Source organism: Pseudomonas protegens (assembly GCF_003363755.1).
Taxonomy (GTDB): Bacteria; Pseudomonadota; Gammaproteobacteria; order Pseudomonadales; family Pseudomonadaceae; genus Aquipseudomonas; species Aquipseudomonas danubii.
The window spans coordinates 678606-694545 of sequence record NZ_CP031396.1 but is presented as its reverse complement, the minus strand read 5'-3'; the positions used below and the strand labels follow the sequence as shown (position 1 = coordinate 694545).

General features: G+C 57.1%; 19 protein-coding genes and 1 pseudogene. 8 read left to right on the top strand and 12 right to left on the bottom strand.

All coding sequences use genetic code 11. The features are described from left to right. Positions 1-196: 196 nt before the first annotated feature. From DWF74_RS30355 to DWF74_RS02915, 3 genes are all read right to left on the bottom strand, one after another. On the bottom strand, positions 197-1201 hold the full coding sequence (locus DWF74_RS30355; RefSeq protein ID WP_162884064.1) for a hypothetical protein: 1005 nt from the start codon (positions 1199-1201) through the stop codon (positions 197-199). Positions 1202-2169: 968 nt separating this feature from the next. Continuing rightward, entirely contained in the window at positions 2170-3132 is a 963-nt protein-coding gene (locus DWF74_RS02925) for a bifunctional GNAT family N-acetyltransferase/nucleoside diphosphate kinase regulator (protein WP_102863569.1), read from the bottom strand. Positions 3133-3785: 653 nt separating this feature from the next. Next, positions 3786-4214, bottom strand: a complete 429-nt coding sequence (locus DWF74_RS02915) for a hypothetical protein (protein ID WP_240322015.1) — start codon at positions 4212-4214, stop codon at positions 3786-3788. Positions 4215-4479: 265 nt separating this feature from the next. Here DWF74_RS02915 and DWF74_RS02910 point away from each other — a divergent pair, with 265 nt between their 5' ends. The 3 genes and pseudogenes from DWF74_RS02910 to DWF74_RS02900 form a co-directional block, all read left to right on the top strand. After that, positions 4480-4839 carry a hypothetical protein gene (locus tag DWF74_RS02910; protein ID WP_102863139.1) on the top strand — a complete coding sequence of 120 codons (360 nt, stop codon included), beginning with the start codon at positions 4480-4482 and terminating at the stop codon, positions 4837-4839. A gap of 201 nt (positions 4840-5040) precedes the next feature. Next, positions 5041-5433, top strand: coding sequence for a VOC family protein (locus tag DWF74_RS02905; protein ID WP_102863140.1), 393 nt, complete (start codon positions 5041-5043; stop codon positions 5431-5433). A gap of 82 nt (positions 5434-5515) precedes the next feature. Next, positions 5516-5746, top strand: a pseudogene (locus DWF74_RS02900) (IS5/IS1182 family transposase); the annotation flags it as partial. An 80-nt stretch (positions 5747-5826) separates the two neighbouring features. Here the strand turns inward: DWF74_RS02900 and DWF74_RS02895 are convergent. From DWF74_RS02895 to DWF74_RS02885, 3 genes are read right to left on the bottom strand one after another with little or no spacing between them, the layout of a single operon-like run. Then, entirely contained in the window at positions 5827-6870 is a 1044-nt protein-coding gene (locus DWF74_RS02895) for a hypothetical protein (RefSeq protein ID WP_115580266.1), read from the bottom strand. A gap of 36 nt (positions 6871-6906) precedes the next feature. Further along, entirely contained in the window at positions 6907-7293 is a 387-nt protein-coding gene (locus tag DWF74_RS02890; protein ID WP_102863142.1) for a hypothetical protein, read from the bottom strand. Positions 7294-7304: 11 nt separating this feature from the next. Then, positions 7305-7865, bottom strand: coding sequence for a hypothetical protein (locus tag DWF74_RS02885; protein WP_102863143.1), 561 nt, complete (start codon positions 7863-7865; stop codon positions 7305-7307). 162 nt (positions 7866-8027) lie between these two features. Here DWF74_RS02885 and DWF74_RS02880 point away from each other — a divergent pair, with 162 nt between their 5' ends. Beyond that, entirely contained in the window at positions 8028-8507 is a 480-nt protein-coding gene (locus tag DWF74_RS02880; protein ID WP_162884063.1) for a hypothetical protein, read from the top strand. A gap of 463 nt (positions 8508-8970) precedes the next feature. On the opposite strand, the gene DWF74_RS02870 is transcribed toward DWF74_RS02880, so the two are convergent. Next, a complete protein-coding gene (locus DWF74_RS02870) occupies positions 8971-9216 on the bottom strand; it encodes a hypothetical protein (protein ID WP_115580265.1) in 246 nt (81 codons plus the stop codon). Between the two features lie 198 nt (positions 9217-9414). Between DWF74_RS02870 and DWF74_RS02865 the strand changes: the two genes are divergently transcribed. The 3 genes from DWF74_RS02865 to DWF74_RS02855 all read left to right on the top strand — a co-directional run bounded on the left by DWF74_RS02865 (position 9415) and on the right by DWF74_RS02855 (position 10802). After that, positions 9415-9918, top strand: a complete 504-nt coding sequence (locus DWF74_RS02865) for a hypothetical protein (protein ID WP_102863146.1) — start codon at positions 9415-9417, stop codon at positions 9916-9918. A 75-nt stretch (positions 9919-9993) separates the two neighbouring features. Continuing rightward, positions 9994-10227 (top strand): YceK/YidQ family lipoprotein, encoded by a 234-nt coding sequence (locus DWF74_RS02860; protein WP_115580264.1) that lies wholly within the window; start codon positions 9994-9996, stop codon positions 10225-10227. Positions 10228-10349: 122 nt separating this feature from the next. Continuing rightward, positions 10350-10802: an anti-virulence regulator CigR family protein gene (locus tag DWF74_RS02855; protein WP_115580263.1), complete on the top strand. Its 453-nt coding sequence runs from the start codon at positions 10350-10352 to the stop codon at positions 10800-10802. 70 nt (positions 10803-10872) lie between these two features. Here the strand turns inward: DWF74_RS02855 and fabF are convergent, their stop codons facing one another. Beyond that, on the bottom strand, positions 10873-12141 hold the full coding sequence (fabF, locus tag DWF74_RS02850) for a beta-ketoacyl-ACP synthase II (protein WP_115580262.1): 1269 nt from the start codon (positions 12139-12141) through the stop codon (positions 10873-10875). 115 nt (positions 12142-12256) lie between these two features. Between fabF and DWF74_RS02845 the strand changes: the two genes are divergently transcribed. Next, positions 12257-12742: a winged helix-turn-helix transcriptional regulator gene (locus tag DWF74_RS02845; protein WP_102882575.1), complete on the top strand. Its 486-nt coding sequence runs from the start codon at positions 12257-12259 to the stop codon at positions 12740-12742. Here the strand turns inward: DWF74_RS02845 and DWF74_RS02840 are convergent. The 4 genes from DWF74_RS02840 to DWF74_RS02825 form a co-directional block, all read right to left on the bottom strand. Continuing rightward, on the bottom strand, positions 12729-13634 hold the full coding sequence (locus DWF74_RS02840; protein ID WP_102863151.1) for a hypothetical protein: 906 nt from the start codon (positions 13632-13634) through the stop codon (positions 12729-12731). The two genes, DWF74_RS02845 and DWF74_RS02840, sit on opposite strands and share 14 nt — an antisense overlap. A 190-nt stretch (positions 13635-13824) precedes the next feature. Further along, entirely contained in the window at positions 13825-14538 is a 714-nt protein-coding gene (locus DWF74_RS02835) for an HAD family hydrolase (RefSeq protein WP_102863152.1), read from the bottom strand. A 105-nt stretch (positions 14539-14643) separates the two neighbouring features. Beyond that, positions 14644-15177 carry a hypothetical protein gene (locus DWF74_RS02830; protein WP_102863153.1) on the bottom strand — a complete coding sequence of 178 codons (534 nt, stop codon included), beginning with the start codon at positions 15175-15177 and terminating at the stop codon, positions 14644-14646. A gap of 56 nt (positions 15178-15233) precedes the next feature. Further along, complete coding sequence (locus DWF74_RS02825) at positions 15234-15866, bottom strand: TetR/AcrR family transcriptional regulator (RefSeq protein ID WP_102863154.1); 633 nt, start codon at positions 15864-15866, stop codon at positions 15234-15236. Positions 15867-15940 lie beyond the last annotated feature (74 nt).

Sequence of the window (15940 nt, the reverse complement as noted above, 5' to 3'; positions counted from 1 at the left end):
CGGACAAACTCTGATCGGAATGGCGTTCTTTGCTGCTTCCCTGCTTAAGTTTTGCTACAGCAAGGATTATTTTTATTATAAATATATGAAATATAAGTAGTTTTAAATTTGGTATGTCCGATCCATCATGGGAAAGCGGAAGCGTCTAAATCAGTGCCGATAGGTTGGTAAAATCGGCACTGATTTAGAGATGCTCTTATGCCTCGGATGGAAGCTTGACCTGGCGATACTCAATTGGAACATTCAATTTTACCTTGAGGAATCTGAGGTATCTCTCGTCCTCAAGGCTCAACGCAGTCCGGCCAACCGCAACTAGCCTAACTGCTTTTTCTGGCAAGTTGTCCCAGTAGTATGCGTATTCGAGTAGCTGACCAATTGCCAAGCGTAGAACCCTACGGGTACAGAAATCTGACTTAATTTCGAAGAGGATTTTCTCCATTTCCGTTGTTACGGTGACATCTACAAAATTTTCTTCAAAGACGATATTCGCCCCTGGATATTCGATCTTCAGTTCCTCATGCAGAGCAGCCTGGATCATTCCATGCTCCGGTGAGCATTCCCGTCCCGAGCCGCCACTCCTAAAATAGCTGTCTTGTATGGGAGGAAGATTCTGTCCTTTTCGAGCCCGGCGGCGTGTATTCACCGTTTCTGGCAGGGAGGCCTCGTGATCAAGCTCAATGAGCTGATAGCGGTTGTAGTGCTGTACGGGGTCCCCAGCCTCAGCAAACGTGTTTGGCGGGTACCACTCAACGTCTTCTGGGCGAAAACGAACATTCAACACGTAAGGCGCCCACTCACCGTTCCCCAAGCCACTTCTATCGCCATTTACAGCATCTATTTCCTCCAGCATGCGGTCATACCACCCAAGCCGCTTGTAATGATCCAAGGCCGCGATACTTTGAGTGTCATCTAGGAATTCGATATGGCGAATACGGGCCACATAACGGCGCCCATCAGGAGTAAGGGTGAAGAGCACAACATCACCTGCACGCTCACCACGTGCGAGCCGTGATTCCCAGCCCCTGTTTACTCCTTGAAGAAAGCCATATTGCCAGCCGCCAATTTGCCATTCGAATCGAAAGAGCCATTCCTCATGGCCATAGCCGTGCTGTGAAAAAAAGGTATTCGATGCTTCAGCTGCAGTCCTTGTGGGGTACTGCCAATTGGAGTCGTTTTGACAGATGCGGGTGATATAGCTCATTGCTGTCCTTGTCGATGGCTTGCGGCAAATTGCCATTATGTAGGATGACAAAAATCAAATGTCATTCCAAGCACTCTCCGAAAGCAGCTCAATGTCTTGTACGGAATGGTGCCAGTTGAGGAGAGAGGGGCTGAGAATGAGACAAAAACCGTTCCGCAACTCAAAACTGGACCCTTGAAGGATGTGGTCTACAGGTCGTTAAAAATCAGTAGCTTGCGGAACGAGAGTCATGTTAACCAGTTGATTTACCAAGCCTTTTTTGCGGATTGCAAATCCGCCTACGCCGGTTCGATTCCGACCTCGGCCTCCACCCTTGAAAACCCCGTAGATTAACGTCTACGGGGTTTTTTATTGCCCGCTTGAAAGTGCTGGCGCACCAAAACTTTCCTATTTCGTCGGGTTCGCGATGTCTCGGACGCGAACGTAAATCTTCTTCGTAGTCTCCTGTTTAGAGTGTCCGAGAAACCGGCTTGCATCGCCTAGGTCGAGAATTTTAAGCGCTTACGCAAACATCTCGACACATGCAAAGGCCCTGAAGGCATGAGAGTTTGTGGCTTGGCTGGTGCCGGCAGAGCCAGATGCCTGCGACTCTTATTCAGCCCCCCAAAAAAACGAAGAAAGGTCGCAGTGTGATCACTGTCGGCGGCGGTGCTTTCGGTGTTGGGAGGAGGCCGCAAGCAATAAATTAGTCAGTTTCCTATTTGCTCTTCAATGCTGCAGGCGCCGCCCTCCGTGACCGGTGGTGGCAATTTGATTTGGGTTGGGGGATTACGGGAATCCGTCGATTTAGAGAATTCAAATTGTCGTAGGAGTCGGCTAGATCCGTTCTGCCGACTCCTGCTTTCGCAACGGGCTCCGCGCCCACCCTTGACCCTACAACGAGCCGCTCAGGCACAGAACGCGAGGCGCCTTCCTTTGGGTTGGGGAGTCCTCGCCTCTGATGGGTGAACACCGAGCGAAAGGCGCAATTATAGGTGGAAATCGCCCGCAGCCTCCGGCTGGTAAAGCACTTTCCTGATCTCAATCCGGCGGGTCCGATCAGAAATCCGCCAGTCGATGGTGTCCCCCTCCTGATAGCCAAGGATGGCGGCGCCTATATCGGAATACACGGAATGCTTCCCTGCGTTGCTGTCCGCGTCTTCCGGGTAGACCAAGGCTACTTCGATCTCTTCGTCGTCCAGTTGCAGCAGGGCCCTGGAGTTCATCGTGACGACATTGCGCGCCACCTGCTGCGGCTTGACGACAATGGCTCGCTCAAGCTCATGTTCGAGTTCAAAAACGGCCGGGCCTTGCTCGAGCGCGATCAGGCTCTCGAGCCTGGCCTTGTCGATTTCGGTGATGTAGATCTCAGTGGAGTCGGCAAGGGTACCTTCGCGCAATAACTGGAGATAGCGCCCCGCCGTCATGGAAAATGATGTCAATGTCGGCGTTTCGCTTTCAAGCAGAAAGCCGCTGCGCTGAAAGGCTTTCAGCGAGCGCGTGTTATCCGGGTGAATCTTGGCGATGAGCTTCTCGGCCCGCATGTCGAGGAAGGCCAGTTTCATGCCTTCGCGGATGGTGCGAGCGCCAAGGTTTCGGCCCCATTTGTCGCTGTCTCCGATGACCAGAACTATCTCGCAATTGGAGCCGGTCTTGATCAGACGGACAAAGCCCACCGGCGCGTCATGCCGGTCATAGGCCATGAAGAATCGGCCGCCCCGGTTGAACAGATGGGTCAGGATCGGCAATTGAGTTCGATCGATGACTTGCTCGATGGAGCGAGAGACATCGCGTGAATCGCTCAGATAGCAGGTAACGCGCTCATCCTCCAACCAATCCATCAACGTCAGCGCGTGCGCCCGAGTAATTTCAGGGCACAGCGAAATGAAAGGCTTGTTCATCTTAACCACACTTATTTGTAAAGGATGGAAGCCCGCCATGGCTATGGTCATTACGGTTCGTCGGCAGCCGGCCATTTTAAGATATACCGCGAGTAATGGCGAACATCCCGGCGAGTTCGAGTAAATCAACGTTTTGCCGAGCACGAGCACGAGCACAAGCACAAGCACGAGCACGAACCAGTCAAGCGCTCAAGCCTCGATGAAGCCGACTACATTCAGAATGATCAGCGCTGTATCGTTCTGCCCCTTGATGCGGTACCACACCAGCCGAGACACCTTTCTGGTGGAAGTCGGCAAAAAAAATGAAGTTCGGCGAAGAGAGGACTCGTCAGCTCTGGAAGGCCTGCATGGCTTGGATTGACGGTGTTCTGGAGGTTCGTCGAGAGGCCGCGTAGTTCCTTTCAATTGTGATCTTTGAGTGGAGTTTTCTATCAAGGGAGGGAAGGGGAATGTCCAGCTCAGGAGGGTCATCAGCCAAGTATCGAAGGTAAACTTTTGGTGCAGCCTCGGTAGGCTGGGCCAAGCCATGAGCGGCAAAGCTCTTGGCTCCGTCACCATTACCCGCGGCGACGTTAGCCGCTATCAGTTCCGCCTGGCTGCGTTTCAGCGCAGCACCGCCGATGTGTGCCTGGAGATGCCCAGCCTGGCCGATCTATTCTTTGAACGTATGTTTCCTCTTGGCTGCAATAAAATCTTGAAAGCTTTTAATAAAGCCTTGTCTTATGTCGGGCAATTTTTTTTAGAATCAGAAAGTAAAGATAGATAGGTGTTGTGTAACCTGTGCCTTCCTCTATCCAGCGCTCTTCAGTTTCAAAGCAAAAAAGAACACAGCGTATGAGAAACGAAAAGTTTTCATCTGATTGACGGTGCTGTTTCTTTACCGCCCAGAGTTCTAGTACAAGCTTTCTCCGGAGATATCCATCGCTTTCTATACGCTCTCGCAGGATACTATCTTCAATATATGGAGTCAGCACCTTCAACTTAGAATCAGAAATGGTTGCAAGTACACCACCGTCAATCAGACTGAGCAAATAGCGAGCGTACTGACGTTTCATTTCGCCGAAAGACACGCTCGCTTCAAATAACGCCTCTTCAAGGCAATCAAACTCTTGTACCTCCAGGCTATCAATCATTATACAGCTCCAGCTTTTACTCTCATCGCGCAGCAGCAATCGGCCTAAAGCGGCCTGAGCAGATTCGGGAAGGGGTTCGAATCTCTATTTTCGCGACCCTGGTTGCATTTGGCGAACTGGTTGTTGGCTAGGGAGGTGAGGTTGTGGGGCAAAAATGGAGTAATCCATACGCCAAACTGAATCGCCCCTGCGCATCGTGCAGCTCGGGCACCGTCGATGTTGGTTAGAATGGCGTGTTGAAGTCTATTGCTCGCAAGGGAATCCAATGAGCACTGAAAAGCCAGAGCTTTTGTTCATACTTCAAAGGTTTCTAGATAATGTTTATGAGAAGGCTTCGAAAAGCCAGAGTGTTTTACTCAAAAGGAATCATGGCCACTACACATACGCGGATGAAATACTCTTCGTCTACGTGACGATCTTCCCTAAAGAGGTTGAGCTTGTTTTTGAGAGCAAGCAGGTAAGTTGCGGAGTTTTTAGTATCGCTTTGGATATGTGCATGTCCAGTGGAGAAGTACTGGCTGGCGACCTGCTGTCTCTGAATGGGAGATGCGAGGAGATCAGCGCGGCATTGGCGTTGCAAGAAGACTGGGTGTTGGCCCTGTTGTTAAAGTGCTTGGGCAACTGAGTCTTTTTCAGGAGCGTGGACAACGCAGGCGTTCCGGTTTACCGGTTCGCGAGCGCGGAGTTTATGCCGTGACCGCTACTGGCCCAGAGTGTGTAAAAACCGCTTCCAAGACCGGCGGAGTATGTTTCAGGAGAGGAGTTGAAAACAGCCTGGAAACTCTTGGTATGGTGCGAGACGGTTTCCTCTTATTAGGACAAAAAAATGATTTCACATGTATTCATCGGAGTGAATGACTTCAATCGAGCACTTGTGTTTTACCAAGGGGTCATGCAGGTGCTCGGACTTGATCTCAAGTTCACAGACCTTGAACGCCCATGGGCGGGCTGGAAACACCCCGACACTGCACGCCCTCTTTTCGTGGTGGGCAAGCCGTTCGACGGCGAATCTGCGGCGCTAGGCAATGGGCAAATGATTGCTCTGCTGGCACCTAATCGACAGCGCGTAGACAACGCCCATGCGCTGGCGTTGGCATTGGATGGAACATGTGAAGGCGCTCCGGGCTTGCGACCCGAATACCACCCGAATTTTTATGGGGCGTATTTTCGAGACCCTGAAGGAAACAAGCTTTGCGTCTGTTGTCACGATCCGGAGTAGGTCAAGTGTGGGATCTATTTTTGGCCTGAAATCGTGAACAAAACATTGTCGAGAACCCCGGCGCCTGGGGCGCGAGGCTCAACGCAATTTCACCAGCGCCAAACTGAAGCGGCGAATGGAAGAAATTGAATCGAGCATCAACCGTTACCTGACGGCACTTGATGCTGCCGATCGGCAAGAACCAACAGTCTCCGAGCCCAGCGCCGTGCGGCTGGAAGAGAAAATCGCCAAGTTGAAGACGCAAATGAAAGAGCTTCAAGCAATTGAAGTTCAGCTCAACGAATCGCCGGACCTGAAAGCAGCCGTTCATGACTGACCCCTTTTGAGCATTGGAAGCCCCTAAGAAATCAGTTCCGCAATCAAAATCCTGCCCCGCATACCCCCGGACTTGCCTTACTTGGACAGCGACAACGGCACACCCCAGATGGGATCTTCCATGCCTTGTTTGCCCAGCGGCGTGATCTGCATGGGCTGGAGCCTGGACAGCAGTTGCCGGTGCTTCTCGCTCAGGTTGCGCTGCTCGATGAGGTGCTGCGAAAAGCTCATGGGTGCCGGCCAGGTGTAGACGGTCAGGTTGTCGAGCGGACACTCGATTTTTTTCGGATCGATCGCTCGGCACTTCGACTGCTGGTACTTGTAGCCAGGGGTCTTCAGATGCATGCGCGGGGCCAGCAGCAATTGCCCGCCCTGGATGGTGAAACTGGCGAGCGCCTTGTCGACCGGCAGGCGCGCCTGGACCTTGATCGCGGGAATGTCGCGAGAGTCGGTCTGTTGGTAATAACCGGCCGGGGAGCCCGCCGTCGTCTGGGTATATTGCTGTTCACCCCAGCTCACGCAGGCACCCGAGGCCCTGACTACAGCGGTACAGACACGCTCGGTCTTGGTCTCGCTGCCATAGGTAGCGTCCTTCCAGACCTCTTCCCTGTAGTACTCGCGATACAGTTCAGGGGACAGGTAGGCGGTCCCGTTGGCGCCACGGCCCGAACCGGGTGGACCGCTGCGGGCGCCGACCTGGTCAAGCAAACCGCGGAGCTGGTAGTCATCGCCGCCGGTCAGCAAGTATTTGCCGGGTGGCAGGATATGCACCTCGAAGGCCTTGAACAGGTAGGTTTCGCCAGGCGGTCTCTGCAGCGCGTTGGTCTGGAACTTGCGGCCGAAGGTCACCTTCGGATCTTTCTCGTATTCCCAGATCACCGTTGGCGTCCATTGCGTCATGGTTAGCGCATCGCTCAGCGACTTGTGCGGCATCACGTCCGCCACCAGCACTACCGCCATGTTTGCCTTGAGTGCTGCGTCCACTTGGTCCAACAGCTGTGCGTAGCGCGGATCGTCCATGCTGCCGTAGGCACCCGAATCGAGATCGGAGACGCAGCCGGAGAGAGATAGGGAGAGAAGCAACGCCGTGGGAAGGGCAAAACGCAGTCGGAACAGTCTCATGTATCAGTCCTTGAACTATCTATGTCGGGCCAGCCACTAAGGCGCCAAGGCCACGCCCGTGCAGCGGCCACGAATGGAGAAGTCCTTGATCTGTCTGGCCTTGTCGACAGTCATGGAGAGGGTGCAGCCGCTCGTGTGAGTGACATCGTCCCAGTAGTTGGTGTGGACCATCACGCCGCCCTGCATCTCGCTGGAGCTGCCGACCACTTCCTTTTTCACGTAGGAAGTGTCGCGGTACCACTGCATTTGCACCTCGCTGCGGTCGGGCGAGGGCTGCATGCGTCCGGGCGGGCCGAAGAAGTCGATGGCTTCCTTGGCATCGCGTCCCTTCCATTGCTGGCCGGCCCTGTATTCCGGGAGGGTGGGAATGCAGCCGCTCAGCAAAGGCAACAGCAGGCCGAGGGCAAGTAGGTGCCGGGTCATGACGGCCTCCTTCATTGCGCGCTGTTGCCGAGCATTGCGTCCAGACTCTGCACGGCCTCGCTGTTGGCCTGGATGCCGTACAGTTGCTGGAACATGGCCTGGACGGTCTCGACCATGCGGCCGGCGGCCATTTTGCCCATTGGCAGCATCTGGTTGTTCTCGCGGTTGCCTGCTGCGCAGACGAAGGCGAAGGTGCGCTGCAGCCAGTAGTCTTTCGGGGCGATCCAGCCCTGGGCAGTGGTCACGTCCTTCATGGCGTGGTCGAAGCGGCGCATGGCGCGGGCGCTGTCGAAGCGAACTTTGCGCTCCTTGCACTTGTACTGGATCTCGTAGGCCGCCAGCACGGGCATCGCCGGGTCTTCGAATATCTGCATGATCATGGCCGACTGCACCCCCTGGGGCTTTTGCAGGATGCCGGCGGCATCGGCGACGAATACCTCGTTGTGGTAACGCTCGCCCTTGCCGTAGACGATCCAGTATTCACCTTGAGGCGTGGCGAGTGCCGTGCCGCTGGTACACAGCAGGATGAGTGATAGCGGCAACCATCTGGCGCGGGGGAATGGAATCGCCATGATATTTCCTTCCTTGATGGGGCTTGTCCGTGGCCGCATGGGACCGTCCAGAAGAAGGAATATAGGTCTGGCCGGCAGTAGCGGTCGATTAGGGCGGATGTGCTAATGGCGCATTGCCGTTATCGATCGGGTCAACGAAACCTGTGAGTGGCGGTCGTCTGCATGATCAGAACCTTGGGCATGTCCAGGTGCGGTGTTAAAGTGCCGCCACTGAAAAGGGAGAGCGGGATGCGGGGCCAGATACTGGATATCTCGACAGAGGTCGAATCGTTGCTCCTGCAGCTGGGGGCATCAGGCCGAGGTCTGCATGAAAAACTGAGTTCCATTGAGGGAATGATCAGCCCGCCAATGGCGAAAAAGATCCGCTGGATTGCGAGCGTGCGCAACAAGGCGGTTCATGAGCGTGTTGTCGAGGTGGATCTTGAAGACTTCAGCAAGGGCGGGGTGCAAGTAGTCGCTTATCTGAAGCAACTTGTTGCTTCGATCACACCTAAGCAGACCAAGCACAAAGAACCGCAAGGTTCGCCTGAGCCAGGCAAGTCCTGGGCCGAGAAGGATGGTTGGGAGAAGACCAAGACGGTCGGTACCTATATGGCGGCCGGCGCAGCTGTGGTCGCTTGGTTGTTCATGTCCTCCAAATGAGTCTTCACGATTGCTTATGGCCCGGTTCTCTTGCCGGGCTTTTTCGTTTCCGGCGGCCTGATGCTGGAAACTGTGGTTCTGGAAAGACGCGGTATTGCTGAGTATTGGGCGTTGTGTCACTGAGTGCTGCGTTGCCTGGCAATCACATCTCAATAGTTGGCATGGTGCTTTTGCCGCAACTTATCAGTTGCCCCGCCGTGACCTGTAGTCCACTTGTTGGTTTTGCCGCGTACCCGGCAAAGAAGCCGACGGACACCAATGCAATGTAGAGGACGGTTTTTCTCAGGGCCATGCTGGCACTCGCTCACTGTTTGATAGGGAAATGTCCAGCACTGATCCTCATTGACGGAAAAGGTTCCAGGTGAACGATGTTGCGCGTGCTTCACTAGGGACGATGCAAGTTTGGCCATTGGCAGTGTTCGGCCCCGGGCTCAACTTGCCACGGGGTGGCAAGTTGCACTATTCAGCAAAGGCTATCGGCTGGAGAGGGTATGGAAAGGGGTGGAAGGCCCACGTTGCGAATGGCCGCGGCGAGTTTGTCCTGATAGATCGTCAGAATGGAGTAATCCAGCTTTTGGGTGATGTTGGCGCCGTCTGCGCAATTGGCCAGGAGTTCATCCAGGGCGCCGGCCACCAGGTCTGCGGTGACTTGCAGGACATTCAATCCAAAGCGGTTATCGACAATGACCAGATTCGTTAAGTCGTACATACAGCCCCTATGGTCACTGTGCTTATGAGTAGTGGCTATGAGCCATGATTATTTTAACTAAACGGCAGGTGCGCTGTCATCGGGAGAAGATGGGCGGTGTCGCGGGCTGATAGGCGTTTGTGCTTCTGAATTTTCAGCACGCCTGTGGCAGCCCTGTGTACCATTGCTGCCCGCGAAAAAGCACCAGAGGCAATCTGCATGCTGATATTGAAAAAGGGCGACAACCAGGGCTTGAGGGTAGGGCCGCGCTGGCCGTCCGCAAAGGTGTTGATGGAGCGCGAAGTCTTTGTGCAACTGCTTAAGGTCCAGTCCAGCCTGCCGCGTTCGGTGCAGTTGTTGGTGACCCGGGGCTACGAGCGCAAGAGCAGTTACCTGGGGTTTTTCAGGACGCTGTCACGCTGGCTGGGGATCAGGTTGTTCTGCCTGTGTTATCCAGGGCGTAAAGAGGAGCTGGAGGATATCTTCGGTTCCAATGGCCATGATGTGGATGGCACTCATATCGATGTGTCCATTGTCTTCAATGGCAAGCGCCTGCGCTTTTTACCACTGGGGGTGTTTACCCCGCCGGCGCGCCAGCAACAGTTGCAAGGGCGGTACTCGGCTGTCGTTGATGAGGTCAAGAACCTGTTGAAGCGTCACGGTTTCGAGATTCATCGCAATCACACGGAAAGCCTGCAGATTCATTGCGACTACAAGGCCTGATAGCCAGGAACCGCCGTCCTGGGCTCGGCTGCCGAGTCCATAGCGCTCATGTCCTGAACGTAATAAGGAAGTTATGTGTTGCGAAGTCTGTTGTTGCTGGCGTTGAGCTTTGTCTTGAGTGGATGCACGGCCCTGATGACTCGCACTACTCCCATGAGTTGCCCCTATATCGGCGTGCGCATGGATTGGGCATTGGCTAAGGAGAACAACGGTGTGCTCTGGCCTTTTCTGGCGTTGGATGCTCCATTCTCCGGCGTGGTGGATACGCTGATGTTTCCCTTCGAGTATCAGTACAGCTGCACGCTTTGATCTTGAGCTGGCCGATGACCTGCCGCTCACTCATGGCGGCCTCTGTGTGTCTGACCTTCGATCACTGACAGAGACGACCGTCTACAGTTAAGTGTGACCTTGGCTTCCCGAAGAGAACCGACATGCTCAAGTCTCGCTCGTTGATCGCTGTTCTTGCCGGCGTGCTCTTGGCTGGCGCTTCCCCTCTGGCGTTGGCCGACCCCGGAAATGGCAAGGGGCAGGGGCATTCCAAACACAGTTCTCAGGGTGACCAGGGGGGGCATGGCAAGGGGAAGAAGTCAGGCGCCGATGACTGGAGTCATGGCCCCAGTGTCGATCGCGGCATTGTCCTGGGCATATTGGGTGGGCACCGTGACTACTGGAGCCCGGGACCGGCGCTGCCTCCAGGCATTCAGAAAAACCTGGCTCGGGGCAAACCTCTGCCCCCGGGAATTGCCAAGAAGCTGGACCACCGGCTGTTGGGGCAGCTTCCTCGCTATGACGGTTATGAATGGCGGCAGGCCGGAACCGACCTGATTCTGGTGGCTATCGCCAGCGGGATCATCTACGAAGTGCTCAATGACGTCCTCAACTGATTGGCGGGCCTGTTGAGGTTTCAGCCTGTCGTGGCTGAAATCTCAACATCGAGTCCGTCTTCTCGAAGCGTTATTGCCAGCGCTTGAACAGCACGCTGGCATTGACCCCACCAAAGCCGAAACCATTGGACAGTGCGTATTCCATGGCCATTTTGCGTGCCTGGTTGCGCACCAGGTCAAGGCCCTCGGCGGTGCTGTCCGGGTTGTCCAGATTGAGGGTTGCGGGCGCGATCTGGTCACGCAGGGCGAGGATGGCAAAGATCGCCTCGATGCCCCCGGCGGCACCCAGCAGATGCCCGGTGGCGGACTTGGTGGCGCTGATGGCCAGGCCGCTGCCGGTGCCGAATACAGTCCTGATGGCAGCCAGTTCGCCCTTGTCGCCCACTGGCGTGGAGGTGGCATGGGCATTCAGGTGCTGGACCTGAGAGGCTTGCACACCGGCCTGGCGCAAGGCTTGCTGCATGGCACGCCGGGCGCCGTCGCCATCTTCCGGCCCCGCGGTCATGTGGTAGGCGTCGGCGCTGGTGCCATAGCCCACCAGCTCCGCGATGGGCTGTGCGCCCCGAGCCAGGGCATGTTCCAGCTCTTCGATGACCAGCAGTCCGGCGCCTTCACCCATGACAAAGCCATCCCGTGCCTGATCGAAGGGGCGTGAAGCCCGTTCCGGGGTGTCGTTGTACTCGCTGGACAGCGCGCGGGCTGCGGCGAAGCCTCCCAGGCTGACCCGATGGATCGCCGCCTCAGCTCCACCACAGACGGCGATGTCGATTTCACCGGCGCGGATCATTCGCGCGGCGTCGCCAATGGCCTGGACTCCGGCAGCACAGGCAGTGACTGGCGCTCCCAATGGTCCCTTGAGGCCGTGGCGGATCGAAACGTGACCTGCCGCCATGTTGCTCAGGAATGACGGAATGGTGAACGGCGACAGGCGCCGCGGGCCCTTGCTGTCGGTGGTTCGCACGGCATCGGCGATGGCCGGGAAGCCGCCTACACCAGAGGCAATGATGGTGGCTGTACGTTCCTGGGCCTGGGGACTATCGGGTTTCCAGTTGGCCTGGGCCAGGGCTTCTTCGGCCGCCGCCAGGGCGAAGAGGATGAAACGGTCCATCTTGCGCTGTTCCTTGGGGGCCAGCAGCCGATCCGGGTCGAAGCCGGCCTGGGGATCCTCGAGCACGTCGGGCACCTGGCCGCCAATGGTGGTGGGCAGATCCTGGATAAACTCTTGCGGCAATTGACGGATTCCGGATTGTCCCGCCAGCAGGCGCTGCCAGACCTGCTCGACCCCACAACCCAGTGGAGTGATTGCGCCCATACCGGTGACTACGATGCGTTTACTCATGCGGGTCCTGCTCCTTAGTTGGTTTGCGTGGGGAACAACGAAACGTGGACGATACTATCATCATGAAAGTAACATCCGAATCCACAAATACTGAGGTGCATCGCAGGAGCCAGCCATGCAACGAAAAAGTCTGATCGACGCTGAATGTCCCATTGCCCGCAGCCTGGAGCGGGTCGGCGAATGGTGGAGCATCTTGATCATGCGCGACGCGCTGCATGGCCTGAGGCGCTTCGACGAATTCTCCCGCAGCCTGGAGATCGCCCCGAACATGCTGACCCGACGCTTGAACTCACTGGTGGAGGCGGGGCTGTTGGAGCGCCAGGCCTACAGCGAGCGCCCCTTGCGCTATCAATATGTGCCTACAGCCAAGGGCGAGGATTTCCGTGTCGTACTCATGGCCTTTGTAGCTTGGGGCAATCGCCACTACGCGCCCGAGGGCGAAAGCGTGCAACTGGTCGAGCGTGAGAGCGGACGACCTGTGCAGCCAGTGATGGTGGATGTTGCCGATGGTCATCTGGTGCCGTTGCAGGCGTGCACGGTACAGGCGGGACCTGCTGCCAGCGTCGGCATGCGTCAGCGACTGATGGCTATGGTGGAGTGAGTCCGGTTTGGGGCTGGCTCCGTGGAGCGGCTGCGCTGCCGGGCGGCTCGCTCTGGACGGTGGGTCCCGGGAGAAGGACGGAAGGATTGAGGTTACTGGGGATCAATTTGCCTACCACGTAGCCGCTGTGGCTGATCAGGGCCAGCAACAGCAGTGTGTTATGCAGTTTCGGCAACACCTCCAGCACCCAACTGCCTGAGCCCAGGCTATGGCCGACGGCGGCGCCATAGACAAACACCACCACCATGGTGATCAGCAGCATCTGCAGGCGTGGCAGGTCGACGATGACGCCGTTGGTCACGTCCTCGCCGCGAATCAGGTCGGCCAATCGCGCATCCTTCGGGTCACTCTTCATCAGTACCTGGCCTTTGGCTGACGGCAGGGCGACCAGGCTCTGGCTGTCGAGCAACTGCTGGCCGGTGGTTGCCAGAGCGTTGGTGTCTGCAGGCTGCTCGGCCTTGCGGTTCAAGGCCATGGGGGCTGTGACGAAGCTGGCCAGGCTGAAGCCCATCAACGCGATCAGGTTGTAGTCCAGGTCCACCATCAGCGCCGTAGTGGCGTTTCCCCGGACAATGTTGCCGATGTACACCGTATACAGAGTGGCCAGTACCAGCAGTGTCCACAGGGTCATTTGCAGGCGTGACAGCGAATACCGGTTGCGCTCGTCAATCAGCACCCCAAGTACCCGTCCGCGAATTCGCAGACCGGCGAGGACGAACAAGACGAACAGGCCGGCCAGGCAACTGGCCCAGGCGCCCAGGCGTGGCCAATCGAATGCAGGTGCAACTGTCAGGTACGAGGGAGGGGTGGGGTGACTCAGAAGTAGGGCGGCGGGTGCGCCGGTCGCGAGCAACACGGCCAGCGTACGCAGCAGATAGCCATTGGTTTTCATCGTGGCAGGCCCTCTCCTTGTGTGGGCGGCTGTTTTTCCTTGGTCTGCGAGGCCGCTCTTGTCTCCAGGCTGCTTGACGTCGCGGGCGCCCTCCGGCTCATGGCCGCAGGGGCGCCTGCTGTTGGGTATAGCGAATCTTTTTCCTGGCCGTTTGCCGTTGGTCGGGTGTTGTGTAGGGGGGCGGCGGGTGTCAGCGAGCGCCAAGCCCGCGGCGCCAGGCCGGGTGGAAGTGTCGCCAGTGCGCGTCCTGTGCCGCCGCCAGGAGTTCGCGGTCACCCCGGGTATCGCCCCAGGCCCTGAGTCGATATTGGTTCAATGGGCCGTAGACACTTTCCAGGCGCAGTACCTTGTTTTCGCAACGGCAATTGTGGCCGGCGATGCGGCCGGTCAGCACGCCATCGACCACCTCCAGTTCGGTTCCGATCAGGCTGATGCCCAAGCGTGTGGCGAAAGGCTGCAGCACCAGGGCCGGCGACGCCGAGCACAGGGTCACCAGCGCTCCGGAACGCAGTTCCCCGGCTACGGCTTGCAGCCCACTCGGGCGCATCAGTCGGGTCCAGGATTTCAGGCAGAAGGCTTCGGCCTGTTGCTGGAGCCACGCCGCCTCGATGCCCTTGAGAAAGGTGCTGATCAATTGCGCCTTGAGTCGGTCGCGGTCAACGCGACGAGTCAGGTAACCCAGACTGGGTAGCGCCAGCTTGAGTATCCGTTGGTTGAACCCGCGTTGCCCGAAGGCAAACTTCAGAAAGGGCACAAAACTGTCGTGGCGAGTGAGGGTTCCGTCGAAGTCGAATACCGAAAGCACTGGGTTGGCATCGGCGTTGAGTCCAACGGTGTCCGGGGGTAGCGGCTGTGTTTCAGCCTCAGCGCTCAGGGGCGGCAGGGTCTTAGGGGGGGGCGACATAGCTGTTCTCGGTGGTTGCAGCCGCTTGATTCGCGGCCGGTATTGCCAGTAATGGATGCAGTTTACGCGCTCCAGCCTTTAGCCGCGGGCCGGATAGCCGGAGGATCAGAGGCGCAGCATGGGCAAAGGTTTCCAGGGGCGGATCAGCAGTTGCTTGAAAGACAGCTGAACCAGGCGCAGATGAAAGCCTGCATCAGGAAAGGCTGAAAATACCCGGCGGCGATCGTCTCGCGAGAGGCCGAAATTCAACATTCCCAGCGACACATCTATCCAGTCGGCTCGGCGAAAACGTTCCACCAGGCTGCCTGGGGGTGGGGCGGCGGTGATCTTGTGGTGCTGTTCGATCATTGCCAGCACTTCGGCTTTCCACTCGGACCTGTCTATTTCATCCAGGTGGTTTTCAGCCAGGCGCAGCGATGGCGGTAGGTAGTCGAACGTCTTGGCGGTCCAGATGCCCAGGTCGTGGAAGGCGCCAGCTATGGCCAGTTTCTGCAACTGCTGGGCATCGGCATTGATGAGCAAGTTGCAGAAGTTGATGACCCGGTACACGTGGTTGCGATAGCCGGTGAAGTCCTTGCCCAACTCTTGGCGATAGCGTTCCAGCAATTGATCCAGCGGTTCCAATCGTGTCAGCAACATTGCTTTTCCTTTGCAGGACTGGCGCTGGGGCCGGTCATTGATATCCGGGCAGTGGCTCATTGGGTTGCAGAGGTGCTGGCGCGTGCTCTTTCAACCATGGCCACGATGGTGGCGCAGAGTTCTTCCTGGGCTTGTGCGGGAGTGATTTCTCCCAGCGCCGCCGCGTGGGAAACCGCTTCGGCCGCACCCAGCATGGCGCGCAGCCCGGCCCTTGCGATCACGGCTCCGGTAGCGAAGGGTTCCAGAGCATGGCGGCATTTCTCTAGGAATATTGCCTGGTACTCGCGCTTGATGATCTCAAGCTCCGGCGAACTGGCCAGGGCGGCAATCACCCCGGGGATTTCGCGGCCCTGCAGTAGCACGCAGTCGACGTAGGACGTGGCAATGACTGCCGCGCGGGCGGCAAGGGTCGGTTCGCTGGTTTGCAGGGCCTGTTCCATCAGCAGCGTCTGGCGCTGGTCGAAGTCCTGATACAGCGCCGCCAGGAGCACCGCTCGAGTGCCGAAATGGTCGTAGACCACCGGCTTGGTGACGCCGGCCTGTTCCGCCAGATATCCCAGGGTGAGCGCCTCGGTGCCGTGCTCACGGACAATCTGCCAGGCTACGGCCATCAGTTGTTGCAGGCGTTGCTCCCGCGACAGGCGCCGTCGCGGCGATGAAGTGGAATCGGTTTTCTGACTGCTTGACATGGCTATATACCAAAAGTAACTTATCGGCAGTAACTTACTAAAAGTATATAAAGCTCAATCCCCCAGCGCAATCC

What these genes read in the sequence shown, in the direction of transcription:
- DWF74_RS02885 (WP_102863143.1), bottom strand. Translation starts at nt 7,865, where the DNA reads ATGGCGATTCCATTCCCCCGCGCCAGATGGTTGCCGCTATCACTCATC.
- DWF74_RS02905 (WP_102863140.1), top strand. Translation starts at nt 5,041, where the DNA reads ATGATTTCACATGTATTCATCGGAGTGAATGACTTCAATCGAGCACTT.
- DWF74_RS02835 (WP_102863152.1), bottom strand. Translation starts at nt 14,538, where the DNA reads ATGTCGCCCCCCCCTAAGACCCTGCCGCCCCTGAGCGCTGAGGCTGAA.
- DWF74_RS02890 (WP_102863142.1), bottom strand. Translation starts at nt 7,293, where the DNA reads ATGACCCGGCACCTACTTGCCCTCGGCCTGCTGTTGCCTTTGCTGAGC.
- DWF74_RS02880 (WP_162884063.1), top strand. Translation starts at nt 8,028, where the DNA reads ATGATCAGAACCTTGGGCATGTCCAGGTGCGGTGTTAAAGTGCCGCCA.
- DWF74_RS02910 (WP_102863139.1), top strand. Translation starts at nt 4,480, where the DNA reads ATGAGCACTGAAAAGCCAGAGCTTTTGTTCATACTTCAAAGGTTTCTA.
- DWF74_RS02865 (WP_102863146.1), top strand. Translation starts at nt 9,415, where the DNA reads ATGCTGATATTGAAAAAGGGCGACAACCAGGGCTTGAGGGTAGGGCCG.
- DWF74_RS02855 (WP_115580263.1), top strand. Translation starts at nt 10,350, where the DNA reads ATGCTCAAGTCTCGCTCGTTGATCGCTGTTCTTGCCGGCGTGCTCTTG.
- DWF74_RS02925 (WP_102863569.1), bottom strand. Translation starts at nt 3,132, where the DNA reads ATGACCATAGCCATGGCGGGCTTCCATCCTTTACAAATAAGTGTGGTT.
- DWF74_RS02830 (WP_102863153.1), bottom strand. Translation starts at nt 15,177, where the DNA reads ATGTTGCTGACACGATTGGAACCGCTGGATCAATTGCTGGAACGCTAT.
- DWF74_RS30355 (WP_162884064.1), bottom strand. Translation starts at nt 1,201, where the DNA reads ATGAGCTATATCACCCGCATCTGTCAAAACGACTCCAATTGGCAGTAC.
- DWF74_RS02840 (WP_102863151.1), bottom strand. Translation starts at nt 13,634, where the DNA reads ATGAAAACCAATGGCTATCTGCTGCGTACGCTGGCCGTGTTGCTCGCG.
- fabF (WP_115580262.1), bottom strand. Translation starts at nt 12,141, where the DNA reads ATGAGTAAACGCATCGTAGTCACCGGTATGGGCGCAATCACTCCACTG.
- DWF74_RS02895 (WP_115580266.1), bottom strand. Translation starts at nt 6,870, where the DNA reads ATGAGACTGTTCCGACTGCGTTTTGCCCTTCCCACGGCGTTGCTTCTC.
- DWF74_RS02915 (WP_240322015.1), bottom strand. Translation starts at nt 4,214, where the DNA reads ATGATTGATAGCCTGGAGGTACAAGAGTTTGATTGCCTTGAAGAGGCG.
- DWF74_RS02870 (WP_115580265.1), bottom strand. Translation starts at nt 9,216, where the DNA reads ATGTACGACTTAACGAATCTGGTCATTGTCGATAACCGCTTTGGATTG.
- DWF74_RS02825 (WP_102863154.1), bottom strand. Translation starts at nt 15,866, where the DNA reads ATGTCAAGCAGTCAGAAAACCGATTCCACTTCATCGCCGCGACGGCGC.
- DWF74_RS02845 (WP_102882575.1), top strand. Translation starts at nt 12,257, where the DNA reads ATGCAACGAAAAAGTCTGATCGACGCTGAATGTCCCATTGCCCGCAGC.